This is a genomic window from Marinobacter sp. 1-3A (assembly GCF_016597775.1).
Classification (GTDB): Bacteria; Pseudomonadota; Gammaproteobacteria; order Pseudomonadales; family Oleiphilaceae; genus Marinobacter; species Marinobacter xiaoshiensis.
The window spans coordinates 424,927-439,836 of record NZ_VCGZ01000002.1; the positions used below are offsets into that span (position 1 = coordinate 424,927).

The 14,910-nt window shown below is 51.0% G+C and carries 11 protein-coding genes; 5 read left to right on the forward strand and 6 right to left on the reverse strand.

From position 1 onward, the window contains the following. From FE848_RS05035 to FE848_RS05045, 3 genes are all read left to right on the forward strand, one after another. Complete coding sequence (locus FE848_RS05035; protein WP_200201642.1) at positions 1 to 1,557, forward strand: TnsD family Tn7-like transposition protein; 1,557 nt, start codon at positions 1 to 3, stop codon at positions 1,555 to 1,557. Then, positions 1,493 to 3,115: a Tn7-like element transposition protein TnsE gene (locus FE848_RS05040; protein ID WP_200201643.1), complete on the forward strand. Its 1,623-nt coding sequence runs from the start codon at positions 1,493 to 1,495 to the stop codon at positions 3,113 to 3,115. The genes FE848_RS05035 and FE848_RS05040 overlap by 65 nt, the downstream gene beginning before the upstream one ends. Before the next feature lie 112 nt (positions 3,116 to 3,227). Next, positions 3,228 to 3,446 carry an MbcA/ParS/Xre antitoxin family protein gene (locus FE848_RS05045; RefSeq protein ID WP_200201644.1) on the forward strand — a complete coding sequence of 73 codons (219 nt, stop codon included), beginning with the start codon at positions 3,228 to 3,230 and terminating at the stop codon, positions 3,444 to 3,446. 98 nt (positions 3,447 to 3,544) lie between these two features. Here FE848_RS05045 and FE848_RS05050 read toward each other — a convergent pair whose 3' ends face one another. The 6 genes from FE848_RS05050 to FE848_RS05075 are packed head-to-tail and all read right to left on the reverse strand — an operon-like array spanning position 3,545 to position 12,789. Continuing rightward, entirely contained in the window at positions 3,545 to 3,880 is a 336-nt protein-coding gene (locus FE848_RS05050; RefSeq protein WP_200201645.1) for a hypothetical protein, read from the reverse strand. Beyond that, complete coding sequence (locus FE848_RS05055) at positions 3,877 to 5,232, reverse strand: PD-(D/E)XK nuclease family protein (protein ID WP_200201646.1); 1,356 nt, start codon at positions 5,230 to 5,232, stop codon at positions 3,877 to 3,879. Before FE848_RS05055 ends, FE848_RS05050 begins: the two co-directional genes overlap by 4 nt. Next, positions 5,232 to 8,270 (reverse strand): type I restriction endonuclease subunit R, encoded by a 3,039-nt coding sequence (locus tag FE848_RS05060; RefSeq protein ID WP_200201647.1) that lies wholly within the window; start codon positions 8,268 to 8,270, stop codon positions 5,232 to 5,234. Before FE848_RS05060 ends, FE848_RS05055 begins: the two co-directional genes overlap by 1 nt. Positions 8,271 to 8,310: 40 nt before the next feature. Continuing rightward, a complete protein-coding gene (gene dinD, locus FE848_RS05065) occupies positions 8,311 to 9,180 on the reverse strand; it encodes a DNA damage-inducible protein D (protein WP_200201648.1) in 870 nt (289 codons plus the stop codon). Next, a complete protein-coding gene (locus tag FE848_RS05070) occupies positions 9,173 to 10,531 on the reverse strand; it encodes a restriction endonuclease subunit S (RefSeq protein ID WP_200201649.1) in 1,359 nt (452 codons plus the stop codon). Before FE848_RS05070 ends, dinD begins: the two co-directional genes overlap by 8 nt. After that, a complete protein-coding gene (locus FE848_RS05075; RefSeq protein ID WP_200201650.1) occupies positions 10,531 to 12,789 on the reverse strand; it encodes a type I restriction-modification system subunit M in 2,259 nt (752 codons plus the stop codon). Before FE848_RS05075 ends, FE848_RS05070 begins: the two co-directional genes overlap by 1 nt. Positions 12,790 to 13,150: 361 nt before the next feature. On the opposite strand from FE848_RS05075, the gene FE848_RS05080 reads away from it, so the two are divergent. Continuing rightward, the gene (locus FE848_RS05080) at positions 13,151 to 14,338 is read left to right on the forward strand and encodes a hypothetical protein (RefSeq protein ID WP_200201651.1); all 1,188 of its coding nucleotides are present in this window, start codon (positions 13,151 to 13,153) and stop codon (positions 14,336 to 14,338) included. Positions 14,339 to 14,387: 49 nt separating this feature from the next. Beyond that, a complete protein-coding gene (locus FE848_RS05085) occupies positions 14,388 to 14,603 on the forward strand; it encodes an MbcA/ParS/Xre antitoxin family protein (RefSeq protein WP_200201652.1) in 216 nt (71 codons plus the stop codon). The last annotated feature ends 307 nt before the right edge of the window (positions 14,604 to 14,910 follow it).

Consider the following 14,910-nt stretch of genomic DNA (forward strand, 5'->3'; position numbering starts at 1 on the left):
ATGCTGAATTTCCCGATTCCATATCCTGAAGAGCTGATATACAGCACAGTGGCCAGGGCAGGAATTCGGGAAGGGATTGTTAGCCCTAAGGAATTACTGGATGACGTGTATGGTAACCGCAACGTCATTGCGACGCTGGATTTGCCTAACCAGCTGCAAAGGATTTCTACCTGGCTGCCCTCTGGATATACCGTCGAAACGATTGCCTATCGGCATACTCTATTCCCCTTGTATGCCCCATTTATCCCGGAAGAACGCCGCAAACGATGTCTGGCATGGATGGCCGGAGAATCCCGAGGTGCAGTGCACTTGTCGATGGGTGTAACCGCATCGCTTGTGAAGGTGCCGGGTCATGTTCGGTATTGTTCCGGGTGTCTGAAGAAGCAAAAACATACCTTTGGAGAATATTTCTGGAGGCGGGAGTGGCAGATAGCCGGAGTGGACTGCTGTGAAAAGCACGGCGAACTCATCAATACGGCCATTGCTCGTCCCTTAGCGGATCAACATCGGTACCACGACGCTTCTCCTGATACTTGCCCATTATTTCCCCAGCGGCCAGCTCGTAGTGAATCTCGGATGATTCTAGCTCAGGTCAGGCAATTATTGGGACAACAGCCGGCCACGTCACCGAGTTATCAGCAGTGGTCTATTTACTATCATTGGTTGGCTATTCAGCGTGGCTTTATTCGCGGTCAAGCTCACATCAACCATAGTGAGATTGCCAAGGCCGTGACCTCTCTTTGGTCTGCAGAGTTTTTGCGGCGATATGGTTTGGGGATAGATCGGAACTCGGATTATTGCTGGCTGCGGGCGATGTTCCGGAAGCATCGGAAATCCTTCAGCTACCTTCAACACATTATTGTTCACCACGCGCTATTGCCAGAGGGCTGGTCGATTGTCGATGTTATTGGCAGTGTTAGAAAGTTGCCAGCGCTCTCGTCACCAGTGTCAACAGTGGGGATTCCCACTGGCACGAACCAATGTTTGACGCAAGATCAGCAACATTGGATGAAGATGCTGGCAGAGCAACCACCGAAAAAGGCTCGCTCGGTAGCCCCTGCGCTTTACGCACGATTGTACCGGTACGATCGACTTTGGCTGAAACAGGCAAATCAGACACAGCCACGAGTAAACGTTAATAAAAGAAAACCGAGAGTTGACTGGCGGCGGCGGGATCTGCAATACGAGAGTAAGTTGCGAGAAATCGTGACATTTTTGTGGGCTGACCAACGGGGGCCCCGGCGGTCACAGACGTATTTATTGAAGCAGTTGGGTAAGCTCTCCACTTTGGAAAAGCAGATCGACCGGTTGCCGAGGACCAAGCAGTTGCTTGAACGCTACACCGAGAGCGTTCCCGACTATCAGATGAGGCGGCTAAGAAATGCATGGTGGCAACTCAAGCAGGAGTTCGATCACCCACCACGTTGGCGATTAATACGCGTTGCCGGGCTCAGCGAAACACGACTCACCAAAGAAGCACGAGATTACTTGAATGACCTCGAAGAAAATGATGACAACTCCAATAATCAAGGGAGTCGAGGACAACAGTCGAGTTAAAGAAATCGGTTCTATACACCGGCGTCTCGGCACCGCAGACTGGCGAATTAATATTAAGCTCGACCCTGGTCAGCGCAAAAAGCATTTCAGTCTCTCCCAAGTGGGGTTGATGCCAAGACGGCGGCTTCTCAACATTACAGCGACAGGTGATGTGGCACGAGCAGGTTACGAAAAGGAAATTCAGGTGTATGACGCGACTACCTGGGGGCACTGCCTGATAGGCGACTGTCCAATCAAAAATATCCGCGAGCAGGAAGATTATGAGCAGTGGTGCTTCCATTTTGAGTCTGGTGGTGTCGAGTTCTTCTTGCCTCAAATTGAGCTAGCCAGAGTTCTCTTTTTTCACTCTTCGTACATGACTCGGCTCGCTATGAGACCAAATGGGTTGGAAGAAGAATTTGATATTCAACCAGGTGAGGAGCCAGACACTAAAGAGATTCACATTTTACCGACTTGTTCATTGCCCGTGACTCCTCGTGGTAACACGGAACAGCGTAGGGTGTTGGCTTGGATTCTTCTGGATGATGACGTTCGACGATCATTCAGTAGTATTGCTCAATACCAGTTGACCGAAGGCAAGGAACTTAATGGTTATCGACATTGGCGTTTTCAATTTGATCCTCCTGCTTTAAAAAACGTAAAGATATCGTTACGTGGACAGTACCTCCCCGAATCTGAAGTCATGTTCGTTTATGAAATTGATAGCATTAAAAATCTGAGTACCCACAGTTCGAAACAGGTCGAGTTTTTTGATCCGAAACTTGGTGAAAAGCAAACAGGAAATGCCATGAATCTTCAGGAGACCGGCCTACCGACGGAGGAGTTACAAATAAACGATGATGAGTTAGCTTCATCGGATACTGGTGAATATCAGCTTCAAGTTCCACCAGTGATACTGTCATTTTCCGAGCCTGCCTACACTACTCGTAAGCCTTATGACGGTCGGAGACGAACCGGAGGGCGCAAAGGAACGAAAGAGATACATGTAACAGGTGACGCTCACATTGAAGTAAGCACCGACGAACCTACCATCAGGGGGGAGATTCCCGCAGGTGTATTTGATGGTATTGATGACCAGAGCGATGACTCTCATCTTTACCTTCATAGATTCAAAGCGTTCGTTTCAATGGTTGATCACCTGGAGGCAAAAGGATGCGAAGTGCTCTCTGGAGAGATCCGAAAATTGCCTGTATTGCAAGGTCATTCCAAATATCGTTTACCTGACGGCAATCCAAGATGCGTGGTTTATCGAGTACTGAAATATGAGCACCAGATATACGCGCTCGTGGAAGTAGATACCACAGATAAGGAAAAAAGACTGTCGACGTTGCTTATAAGACAACCAAATGACGTTTACGATTGGAGCTCGAAGGTTGAGGAGTTATGCCAGCTTTTGGTCAAAAAATCGTTATGTTGGCCAACAAAAAAATTGGATAGGGAGTTCTCAGAAGGATACAAACGTATACCTCACCAGAGGGTTTCCGATCACAACAAGTTGATACTGGACTCTGCGTCAGTGGAGCAGTGGGCAAAAAGGGTGCTAGGCGCTTTCTTTTGACACATTTGGAAGTCCATTTTTGCGAATTTAGCCGGGGATTGAGAAGATATATTGATATCTGGCAAGGGACGGATTGGAACACTCAGGTGTTGTAGCAACTGGAGATCCACCGATGACTAGTGATCAAATGACAACCGACGAGCTCAGGAGCCTGGCCTATACAGAGGCAGTGGAGCTGTTTGAGGGTGACAGCAAAGCTGCGGACAGATGGCTGTCCTCGCCGGCACATGGTTTGGGAGGTTGCGCGCCAGGCTCACTGATGAAGACCAAAGAGGGTATTGAGAAAGTCCGCACGTTAATCGGGCAGCTGGAGCGCGGTGTCTTACCATAAAGCCCGGAATCGAATGATCTATCCGTTCTCTCTGGAGATATACCGGACGCAGTTTCGTCCGGCTCAGAAGCTGCTGTTAGTGACATATCAGTAAAGGCTCACACACTCCGTAGTTCTTCAAACTTGGTCCGTGGCAGCCACTCAATTGCTAGATCGCTGCCGCGAACTTTTACAACGCCCTGGCTAGCGTTCGGTTTATCGTGTTTGGCGCGATACACCAGCAAGGTGTCCAGCAGCTCCATCAAATGCATTTTGAAGCCGGAATCCTTCAATGAATCGTGATCAGCCTCCTCGAATCGCCAACGAGCATGATCGAGACGGTTATCATCGGAATCACTCAGAAAAAACACTTCCCCTTCTGCTCGATTATCTGCCAGGTACTGTTCCGCCAGTTGGTTGAGTCGGGTTTGATCGAAGTTAGCGTCGTAGCTCATATCTCGTTTCCTCCTGATAAAGTCGTGCTGTCAGCACAACTCAAGCCTGTTAAAAGTTCGTCCAGAACGCGCCGTTGTGGGCTGTTAGAAAAATCGGCAAGGTGGATGATGCCTTGGTACTCAAGGGCTTCGGCGTATGTCATAACCCGAGGAAATATCTTGCTTTTCAGTGCAGCAGGCTCTGAAAGCTTCAGAGTCGGCATCAGGCCCTCTATAGAGCGATCAGCATGCTCTGTCAGCAGGCAGCCCACATGGAGCATCTTGGAGCCGTAAAACAGCATAAGAACCGCCTCTTTGGCCCATGGCCCGGTCTCCAGTCGATAGAAAGCCCCACGGTTACGCGTCCCATTACCCGCTCGGAAAAAATTAAATCTAGGCGCGTACAGGAGGCCGGAAGCATCTTTTTGAAAAGCGGTATGGACGAAGGGGCTCAGCAACTCTACGTTTTCCGGCCCAATCCTGGTCATGTCACCTTTACTGACAAACGGCTCGAATAGCTCTTCGAGATTGCTTGTTAATGCTTGTTCAAGCCAACTTGCGTGTATGGCAGGTAATTCTCTGGTCAACTGGATTGCCTGCTCGTGGTGTCGCTTTCCCTCGGCAATGCCCTCTTCGAGAATGTCTTTTAGCGTTTTCACCTTGCTCACATACTCCTTCGTTGCACGTTCTACCACTGCCTGATAATCCTGCAACGCCCAAGCGATGTGAGATTGCCGGTCAACAGCGTTAACGCATGACTCAAGCCAGGTATGAATGCTGTCTTGTTGGGTATTTTTCCGGTAACTGAGATTTTGATAGTGAGCGACCGGTTGGCTGCTGGCGTTGAGCAAACGGGATGTTCGGTGACAAACCGTTAACCCGCCCAAACCAAAGGCAGAGGGGGCCTGTCGATTTTTAGTCAGGTAAATAAACAGCGTCTCGTCTGCCTGTGCCGGATCCGTGGCACCAACAGCCTCAAGATAGCGCGCCACCTGCCGCTTTTGATCCTGAGCATTGAGCTTGTTTTCGATAACAATCTGACGCTTGCCATCCGTTATCCACAGATCAATCTGGTCTTGTTGACCATCCGGGCAATGTTCTTTCAGCACAGTGACGGATGACAAATCTAACCAGTCCGGTCGCCCGATTGCCTCCAGAAAGAGTTCCAGAAATCGTGTTCCCTGGTAATGTTTCCCCTTGGGATTCAACAATGAATAGATAAACCGGGTATGGAGCCGGACTTCATCATTGACGGACAGAACCGAGCTGAGCAGATTAAAGTCATTCAATCCCTTTCGTTTTTGTTCTGCTTGCTCGCCTTCAAACCTATCCAGCGCAGCGAAGAGTTCTTCCCGCGAGTCCATCTTGCGCATTACCCTGTCCCCACGTTTGTTTTAACCTGGTTATACACAGCCCGCATCAGGTACTGGGACGCGATATTACGGAAGGACTCGTCGTTCATCAGGCGTATGAAAATGTCTTCGTTGCCGTCCATGCGCTCTACAAACAAGTTCTCAAGCTGCTTGTTAAATACCGGTTCGAAGTTCTCCAGGCTGTTAGCCATGACGGCCTGGCGTAGCTGTTCGTTGGCAACGGCGGTTTCCTTCACCTGATCGAAGAACAGCTGATCTGCCGGGGTAAACTCAGTACCAAATCGCTCATTGAGCTTGTCGACCAGTGTCGATAACTGCACCTCTTCCTCTGCCTGGCCGGTGCCGACTTCTGTCGGGCCATACAAGGCTTCCGGCTCGCCTACTTTCAGGTCGATGGCTCCTTCACTGATTTTCTGCAGCCGGTAGTATTTCAGCTCTACCTCGTCATCAACCTGCACTGTGCGCGTATCGGTGGTGTAAGGCAGTTTGGTGAGCAGGAAGCGGGCATAGGTGTACAGCTTCTCGTGGTCCGAGTCCTGATAAGGAATAATCTGGGCAACGAAGCCGTACAGGTTACGGAAGCTGACTAACTGCCCCTTGAACAGGGCTTGGTCTTCCTCGCTCAATTTCTTGAAACGCTCGACAGCCAGGTCAATCAGGCTGTTCAGCTTCTTATGCTCGCCGCCTGTTGGGTTCAGTCGGTTGCGGAACCAGATCTCGCACCACGCGCTTACCTCACCCTCGGTGAAAATCTGCCAGGTGGACAGCGTATGAGCCAGGGTATTGAGCTGTTGTGGGTCGGTATCCTCTTCCTTGGTGGTCACCTCGTAATAGGGTTTGAACGCCTTGTAGATTTCATCCGGCTCATTCACGAAGTCCAGGACAAAGGTGTCTGTCTTGCCCCTGGCCGTTCGGTTAAGCCGCGACAGCGTTTGCACCGCCTGAATGCCGGACAGCTTCTTATCCACATACATGCTGTGGAGCAGTGGCTGGTCAAAGCCGGTTTGGTATTTTTCAGCGACCAGTAACACCTGATATTCCTCGGTGTTGAATTTATCCGGTAGCTCAGACTCCTTGATGCCCTCGTTCATACCGACTTCGGTAAATGTCTTATCAGCATATTCCTTGAGAGCGATTTCTCCCGAGAAGGCTACAAGGGACTTCACATCCTTATAGCCTTTGGATTTGATGTACTTGTCGAAGCCCAGCTTGTAGCGCACCGCATGTTCACGAGAGCTGGTCACTACCATGGCCTTTGCCCTGCCACCGATCTTGTGGCGGGTATGGGTGCGGAAGTGCTCAACAATCACCTCCACCTTCTGCGCTATCTCATAGTCGTGGAAGGACACAAAGCGAGCCAACGCCCGCGCTGCCTTGCGGCGCGGCACTTCAGGGTCATCCTCCACCTTCTGGATCAGCTTGTAATAACGCTTGTAGCAGGTGTAGTGGGCCAAAACGTCATGGATAAACCCCTCTTCAATGGCCTGACGCATACTGTAGTGATGGAACGGAGCTTCGCCGTTAGGTCCCGGTTCGTTAAACACCGCCATGGTCTTGAACTTAGGGGTAGCGGTGAACGCAAAAAAGCTCAGGTTGGGCTGTTTGGCACGTTTGAGTTGCTCTCGGATCAGCTCTTTCTTGGCCTCATCGCTCAGCCGCTCGTCTTCCATATCCAACAGCTGCTCGGCGATGGCTGATTCGATGCCATCCTTGTTCAGGATCTTGCGCAGCTCCATGGCGGTTTCGCCACTCTGCGAGCTGTGGGCCTCATCCACAATTACCGCGAAGCGTTTGCCTTCCGTCGAAATTGAGATGCCTTTGCCTTTTTGCTCTAGCGTGCGGATGGCCTGACTGATGAAGGGGAACTTCTGGATAGTCGAGATGATGATCGGCACCCCGTCAGCCAGCGCCTTGGCCAGTTGCTGAGTATTCTCGTCGATCTTCTGGACAACGCCCAACTTGTGCTCGAACTGGAAGATGGTGTTCTGTAATTGCTGGTCGAGTACCCGGCGGTCAGTAATCACCACCACGGAATGGAATACCTTCTCGTTGTTGGCATCGTGCAGACTGGACAAACGATGCGCCAACCAGGCAATGGAGTTGGATTTACCGGAACCCGCAGAGTGCTGCACCAGATAGTTATGGCCGGAGCCCTTGGCTTTTGCGTGCTGGGTCAGAGACCTGACGGCATCCAGCTGGTGGTACCGTGGGAAAATCAGCGTTTCCTTGCGGTGGCGCTTGATTCCCTTTTCGGTCACGACCGTTTTCTCCTCTACCTGAAGGTGCAGAAAACGGGCGAGGATATCCATCAGGCTGTCCCGCTCCAGCACCTCTTCCCAGAGGTAGGCGGTACGAACATCACCTTCCATCGGCGGGTTGCCTGCGCCGTGATTAAAGCCGCGGTTAAAGGGCAAGAAAAAGGTATTCTTACCCTCCAGGTGCGTGGTCATAAACACCTGCTCGGTATCCACCGCAAAATGCACCAGGCAGCGATGCTTGAAGGCAAACAGCGGATCTTTGGGGTTGCGCTCAAAGCGATACTGGTGCTTGGCATTTTCAACCGTCCAGCCGGTGGCCGACATGGCATTTTTCAGCTCCAGCGTGGCAACGGGAAGGCCATTCACAGCCAGCACCATGTCTGGAATGGCACCCGTTTGGGTATGTACCTGACGAATCACAGTGAGCTCGTTGGTGGCGTAACGTTCAGCTGCGCCACTATCAATACTGGTATTAGGGGCAAAATAGGCCAGCTTCACCGACTTGCCGACGCATTTAAACCCTTCACGCAGCACGGTCAGCGCCCCTTTTGCGGCCAGCTCCTTGGTGAGTGCATCCAGCAGCATGCTCTCGGCTTTGCTCGCATCCAGGTTGTTCAGCCGCTCCCAGATCTTGGGTTGTGTGTTCTGCACAAAGCGCACGACCTCTGCCGGAAACAAGGCGGTTTCCGCATCAAAACCGGTGGCATCCCCCTTTTCATAGCCGCCCTGGGTGATCAACGCCTGTTCTATGGCGTTCTCAAAGTCGATTTCTTTGTGCATAACCTGTATTCCTTTTAAAAACCTGGCTGGGTTTTAACCACTACTCTTGTTGGTCAGTGTCGTCGTTTTGCTGTTTTCCCAGCTTCTTCTGCGCGTTCTCTACTTGTTTAACGCTTTTATCCGGCGTGGGCAGGTTTTCTGGCATGGTGCCGCCCAGTTCGCCAATGGTTTGCCGCACTTTCTGGCCTACTTCGAAATGGGTTTGGTTGGCCTGCCGCTTGCCCTGAATCTTGTCCCGGCGCAGCTTATCTTCTGCCTGGGTAGCGCGGAACAGGTTGGCAGCGAGCTCAGTGCTGCCCATGTAATCCAGAATCTTGTGGCTTTTCTTCAGGCCCTTTTTGGCATGAATATCCTTGGCACCCAGCCCTCCGTACAACCCTTTGTAGCCATGATCCTGAAAAATGGCGTAATCCAATGGGGTATCCACGCCAGCGTCCTGAGCAGCCGCCGCCAGGTACTTGTTGTGGGCGATAAGTTCTTTGCGGATGGCCAGGCGTTTCTCATCCTCGGAGAGGGATGTGAACTGCTCGCTGTCCTCCAGCTCCTGTCGGCGTGTCTGGATAGCAAAATAGGTCTGGCCGTTGGCGATGACCGGCTTCGTAGGGTCGCCGTTCTGGACGATCAGGTAGCAGGCATAGCGTGACAACCGTACATCTGGGACCTTGCGTTGTGCTCCAGAACCAATGTCGACCATACCGAGGATGTCCTCGAAATGGTCATTAGGGTCTAACCCGCTGTTTTGGCAGGACTCTTTCGCTTTATTGATAACCGGCTGGAAATGGCGGTATTCAGAGTACTCAAGAAGCTTGGAAAGCTCACGGGCGGACCAGTATTCATTTCCTGCCTCATCCAAACGACGACGGTTCTCAAAACTTGCATGGTGAGTATTGGTGGACGGTGTATCAGCCATGGGCAACCTCCCTTTGCTCTGTGGTAGTGGGTATGCAGAAGTCCCTCACATCGATTTTGCCGGTGACGGCATTGGTGATCAGGGCTGCGCGGTATTCCTGTAGGCGCTGAATTACTTCTTCAACTTTCGCAAGACGATTATTGAAGTCGTCACGAATATTGGCAACATAATCCTCTATTTGCTGTTGCTCGCCATGAGGCGGTAAAGGGATAAGTGTGTTTAGTAAATAGTTTAGTTCTATACTTTCTACTGTACACCCCGGCTTACTCCACAAAGGTAAGAGATCTTTTTGCAGCCCGTTAATAAACCAATGTAAATAACCGGGATTAAGCTCTGTATTAGTTATTAGAGCCTTCATATCTTGATTAAGAGAGACTAAGCACGTATTTCTTGCAACTGGAATCGTGTGTCGTAATATGCCTGAGCGAACTACAATCAATACCGCATTCGAATTAATCAACCTCGTGGCACTTTCTTCAACGCCTTTCTCGGTCAGGTAATCCTCCGTTGTATTGATAAAATCATGTTTCATATCTTTTGGTGAAACCCAAGGAATATCACCATTCCAATACTCGGGTTTGCTTGTATTAGGGGTTCCTCCACCTAGCACAGAAACCAAGAATTTTAGGCGTTTATATCGCCAATGCGCAGGAATCTCCCCCAACCATTCAACACCCGAATCCTTCATAGGTACCGATGGATCCAGCCCTTTGGTGACCGCCTGACTGATCAGCGCTGTGCGTTGCTCAGCCAGCTTTTCCAAAAGCGCCTGCTTTTTGGCAATCAGTGCATCAATCTGAGCAGTTTTGTGGTCAAGGAAGCCAACTATTACTTGCTGTTCTGTCTTTGGGGGAATGCCAGTAACCAAATTCTTTATGAAATCCTCTGGTACTCGTTTCTGACCTCCTGCGCCATACATTTCTGACTCTCCCAAATCTCTAAACCAGTCAGAAACTGTCAGGTAAAACAGAAAGTCCGGATCAAGTAGCTCCAGATCAGCTCGGAGAACATGGAGTTCTGTGGTTCCAAAAGCGCACTCGTTAGTTAACCCCTTGGCTATTGCCCCTTTTCCGTTCTCAAAGCACGGAGTAATTTTTGCAACCACTACATCGTTATCACGAAAATAGGTGTATCCACTGCCGATATCGCCAAGCTCCTTATGTTCATCTAACCGGATACCTCCGTTTTCACCGACAGCATCCATAGGAACGAATGAAACAAGTTCTGAATCGGATAGGGTGATCTCATTCTTGCTGGGATTCAGCGTCACAGCAAAACGTAAGCGCATAGCCTTCCAGTGTTTTGGAAGCCCACTATCATCGTATGCAGGGTAGGAGGAGTACCGACTCATCAAACCACCTCCGCCAACATGGCTACGATTTCCTTTTCCAGCTGGCTGATCTCACTCGCAATCTCTTCCAATGGGCGTGGTGGCTCATATACATAGAAATGACGGTTTAGCGGTATCTCGTAACCAACTTTGGTTTTGCTATGATCAATCCAGGCATCAGGTACATGCGGCAACACCTCAGCGGCCAGGTAGGCCTTACAATGGTCTTTTACCAAGGCTAGCAGCTGCTCATGGCCGGTTTCGTTGTCGTATTTCAGCGGTAAGGGCAGGCTGATATCGATGGGCAGAGTCACACTCTCGGTATCACGCAACTCCGGATCCGGCTCTGGATTGCCCTTCTTGTCACGACAAATGTCGGCCTCTGGGTCTCGCTCTGACAGCGCCGCCAGTATCGCTTTCTTCACCGGAGCACCTACCTTGAGGTCGGCCTTCTTCAAAGCCTTATTCAACACGCCTTCGAATTCGTCCCGGTTCTGATAAAGGATGTTGTCATCCAGCTCTTCCAACAGGTCTTTGATGGCAGCCTGAGTCTGTTTGCCCGCCTCAATTTCCGCCTGATAAGCTGCCGGGTCTTTACGTTTTTTACTGGTGGCCAGGTTGGCAAAGGCCCGTTGCTCGTCCAGGCGAGCAATACGCTCAGGACTGGCCTGAAAATTCAGCCTTAACGGGCGCTCTACAGTAATTTTCAGGTAACCAAAATCACGGTTATCAAAGATCTTGCTGACGGTACGGATTTCGGTTGCTGTCGGCCTTGATGAGCCTTTGCTGTGTACGGGTACAACAGAGGTCGCATCGTGCTGATGTTCAGCGTACAGGCGCACCAGCTCGCGGATATGCTCCTCGGCCAGCTCGTTTCGCTTGTTGCCCAGGCTTTTGTCCATCTTTTTGTAATGGCGGGTGCCGTCGATTAGCTGTACTTTGCCGCGGCGGTGTTCGGGCTTGCGGTTACTGACAATCCAGACGTAGGTGTAGATGCCGGTGTTGTAGAACATCTGGTCCGGCAGGGCCACGATGGCATCGAGCAGGTCGTTTTCGATAATCCAACGGCGAATATTGCTCTCACCACTACCGGCATCGCCGGTAAACAAGGGGGAGCCGTTAAAGACCACGGCAATCTTCGAGCCGTCACCACCCTCATTGATACCATCCACCAGCTTTGGCGGGTTGTGCATCTTGGAAATCATGTGTTGCAGGAAAAGCAGCGAGCCATCATTGATTCGGGGCAGACCCGCACCAAAGCGCCCGGAAAAGCCCTGGTCGTCGTACTCTTCACGAACGAAATCTTCTTCCGGCTTCCATTCAACCCCAAAAGGCGGGTTGGAAAGCATGTAGTGGAATTTCTTCTCCGGGTGGCCATCGTTCGGTACGAAGCCGTTGTTTTTGTTCTTGGCGTCTTTCACGCCCAGCGTGTCCCCATAGATGAGGTTATCGATGGGTTCGTCTTTGATCAGGAGGTCTGAGCAACAAATGGCGTAGGATTCCGGGTTGTACTCCTGGCCAAACAACTCGATGTGGGCATCAGGGTTCAACCCTTCATGGTTACCGTCACCGCAAATGTACTTTTCAGCTTCCGAGAGCATGCCACCGGTACCGGCTGTGGGGTCGTAGATACTCCGGTAAATGCCTGGCGCGAAGATGCCTTCCTCATCGGTAAACAACAACTGCACCATCAGCCGGATGACTTCACGGGGGGTAAAGTGGTCCCCGGCTTCTTCGTTGGCCTGTTCGTTAAACTTTCTGACCAGCTCTTCAAACAGATAGCCCATTTGCAGGTTGCTGATGGTCTTGGGTGATAGGTCAATCTCGCTGCTACAAAACTCCTTGAGGATTAGATACAGGCGGTTGGCCTCATCCAGCTTGGCGATTTCAGCCTCAAAATCAAACTTGTCAAAGATATCCCGAGCGCGGGGTGAAAAACCCTGGATGTAGGCAATCACGTTGCCCGCAATGTTCGGCGGATCAGCCAACAGTTTTTCAAAGGTGAAACCGCTGGTATTGAACAGTTCCTGTTTGCGGCCATCGGTGGCGATGCGGGATAGCGCTTTTTCCAATGCAGGGCCGGTTATGCCGCGGGCTTCCAGACGTTCCTTCTCAGCCAGTACCTTTTTCTGGTTTTCCGCCAATACCAAGTCAAAACGACGCAAGACGATCATTGGTAGCATTACCCGCCGGTACTGCGGTGGCCGATACGGGCCTCGCAGCTTGTTCGCGATGTTCCAGATGAAGCCGACAAGGTTTTGATGATGGTTCTGCTGCATGATTTTCTCGGAATTGAATTCAGGTTTTAGAGCGTTTGGGCATGCTTAACCATGCGTTCTGGTTCAGGCAGGTGCTAGAGGAGGGTCAGCGCGGTGTTTCGGAATACTGTGGTTGTGAAATCACAGGCGATATCCCTCCGTGGGCAACTTGATGATTCGGGCTACAGTCTACTTTCAAAACTTTCACATGGGAAAGTTCAGGCAGCATTTCGGATGCCAACAAATGGGGTTACTGAGTTCCTGAGAAATTAACAATCCTCTTATCGGCGACCAGGTGGGTGCTAGGAGACTGTTAAGTGTTCGTTCGGCTTTTCAGCTATATATGAAAAATGTCACTCTTCAAGTGGAGGAGCTTATATCCATGGAAACTTCTGCTGCAATTACTCGGGAGTCGCTATACGAGGAGGTATGGACTGAGCCGGTTTCCCGGGTCGCACCTCGCTACGGGATCTCTGATGTTGCATTGGGAAAGGTGTGTCGTAAGTACAGAATACCTTTGCCGCCTCGGGGCTACTGGGCAAAAATCAATGCCGGAAAGTCACCCAGAAAACTCCCGCTTCCAATCGCCAGGGAGTTTGTAAGTTGCTCTTTGCCTCTCAGTCGATCGCCCACCTATGATCCGAACAACCCCGATGCCTCTCGGAAAAAGGCCATCACCGCCCAGGAACGGATCGGGCTAATCGCGGTGCCAGAGGAACTGGAGTCACCGCATCGACTGATACAAGCTGCATCCAAGCGATTAAAGCGAAAGGCAGGGTGGGACAACTACAAGGGGCTGCGCTCAGCGTCGGCAGAAATATTCGATTTCGAAGTGACTCACGGCGCCATCAATAGGGCACTATTGGTAGGCGATACGCTGATAAAAGCGCTTGAGCGCCAAGGTATAAAAGTATGGGTGGATCCTGAGAAGAGTCGTACTTTGATAGGAATTGGCGACACCTCGTTGCCAATAGCCATTAGCGAGCATGTTGCCAGAACCAAACATAAGGTAACCGCAGCGGAGCAAAAAGCCATTGAGCGCTGGCGACGATCTCCAAATCGTTGGGGGGCCGGATATCATTACCCAAGTCCGCCTGACTATGACTACCACCCGACCGGGAAGCTGACGATTTCAATCGGCATCTATCCTTCAAGAAGTTGGAGTGATACCCCTAAGACCTCGTTGGAGCAAAGGCTGCACCAGGTTGTTGCCGGTGCTTTGGACCTGATTGAAGAGGAACGTATTCGCACCGAAGAACAGGAACGCAGGCGTCTCGCCTGGCAAAAGGCAAAAGACCGGTATGACCGTCAAGTGGAGCTTCGGAAACAAGAGCTGGCGCAACTTGAGAAGCTGAAGGCGAGTGCTGCGCAGTGGCTGGAAGCAGAACGGTTACGACAATATATCGATGCAGTTGAGCAATCAGCGGTAAGTGATGGCAGGACAAGTGAGGAACTTGCAGACTGGATTGCTTGGGCTCGGATCAAGGCAGATTGCATTGACCCATTGGTAGCGGTATCGGATGCGATCTTGGATAGCCCGGAACCTAGGTCGCCGGGCTATTGTTACTGACAGGACTGATGCTTACAGAAAGCAGTGAGAAACTATTGGAGATTCGCTCGTGAAGGATCAAATCAATACCTTGGAGGAACAGCGGGAAGCTGCCAGGGAAGCGGCCATTGAGGCGTTTGATGGCGATGTGAAGCTAGCAGAATGCTGGCTAAACCAACCGATTAAGGTTCTCGGGAACGAGAGGCCGATCGATTTCATGGATAGCCTCGCACGCATTCGAATTCTCAGAAGCGTCATCGCCAAACTTGAACACGGATTTCCGTAGACAAAGATTTTCTATCAAAGTCGATTACGTGAGAGCTGACGCCTGAGAGTGAACGAATGACCGCTTTTGGGCGTCAGCGGCCAAGCCGGGCCTTGCTCCAGAAAAAACCGTCGCAAAAATTCCAGCAGCCGAGCATGGGCGTCTGAGTCTACAGTTGAACCGCAACATCGCATTCACTGATAGGAGAAACAGATATGTCCAAGTCACGTAGCAAAGGCACAAACCAAAACGCGAATCACCACTCGGATCAACTGAATTCGAATCGCGGTACTAATGGAACAAATCCGGCCAACGCCCACGTTAATGG

Coding starts and splice junctions, on each gene's coding strand:
- FE848_RS05040 (WP_200201643.1), top strand. CDS start 1,493: ATGACCTCGAAGAAAATGATGACAACTCCAATAATCAAGGGAGTCGAG.
- FE848_RS05070 (WP_200201649.1), bottom strand. CDS start 10,531: ATGAGTCGGTACTCCTCCTACCCTGCATACGATGATAGTGGGCTTCCA.
- FE848_RS05045 (WP_200201644.1), top strand. CDS start 3,228: ATGACTAGTGATCAAATGACAACCGACGAGCTCAGGAGCCTGGCCTAT.
- FE848_RS05050 (WP_200201645.1), bottom strand. CDS start 3,880: ATGAGCTACGACGCTAACTTCGATCAAACCCGACTCAACCAACTGGCG.
- FE848_RS05055 (WP_200201646.1), bottom strand. CDS start 5,232: ATGCGCAAGATGGACTCGCGGGAAGAACTCTTCGCTGCGCTGGATAGG.
- FE848_RS05035 (WP_200201642.1), top strand. CDS start 1: ATGCTGAATTTCCCGATTCCATATCCTGAAGAGCTGATATACAGCACA.
- FE848_RS05075 (WP_200201650.1), bottom strand. CDS start 12,789: ATGCAGCAGAACCATCATCAAAACCTTGTCGGCTTCATCTGGAACATC.
- FE848_RS05080 (WP_200201651.1), top strand. CDS start 13,151: ATGGAAACTTCTGCTGCAATTACTCGGGAGTCGCTATACGAGGAGGTA.
- FE848_RS05060 (WP_200201647.1), bottom strand. CDS start 8,270: ATGCACAAAGAAATCGACTTTGAGAACGCCATAGAACAGGCGTTGATC.
- dinD (WP_200201648.1), bottom strand. CDS start 9,180: ATGGCTGATACACCGTCCACCAATACTCACCATGCAAGTTTTGAGAAC.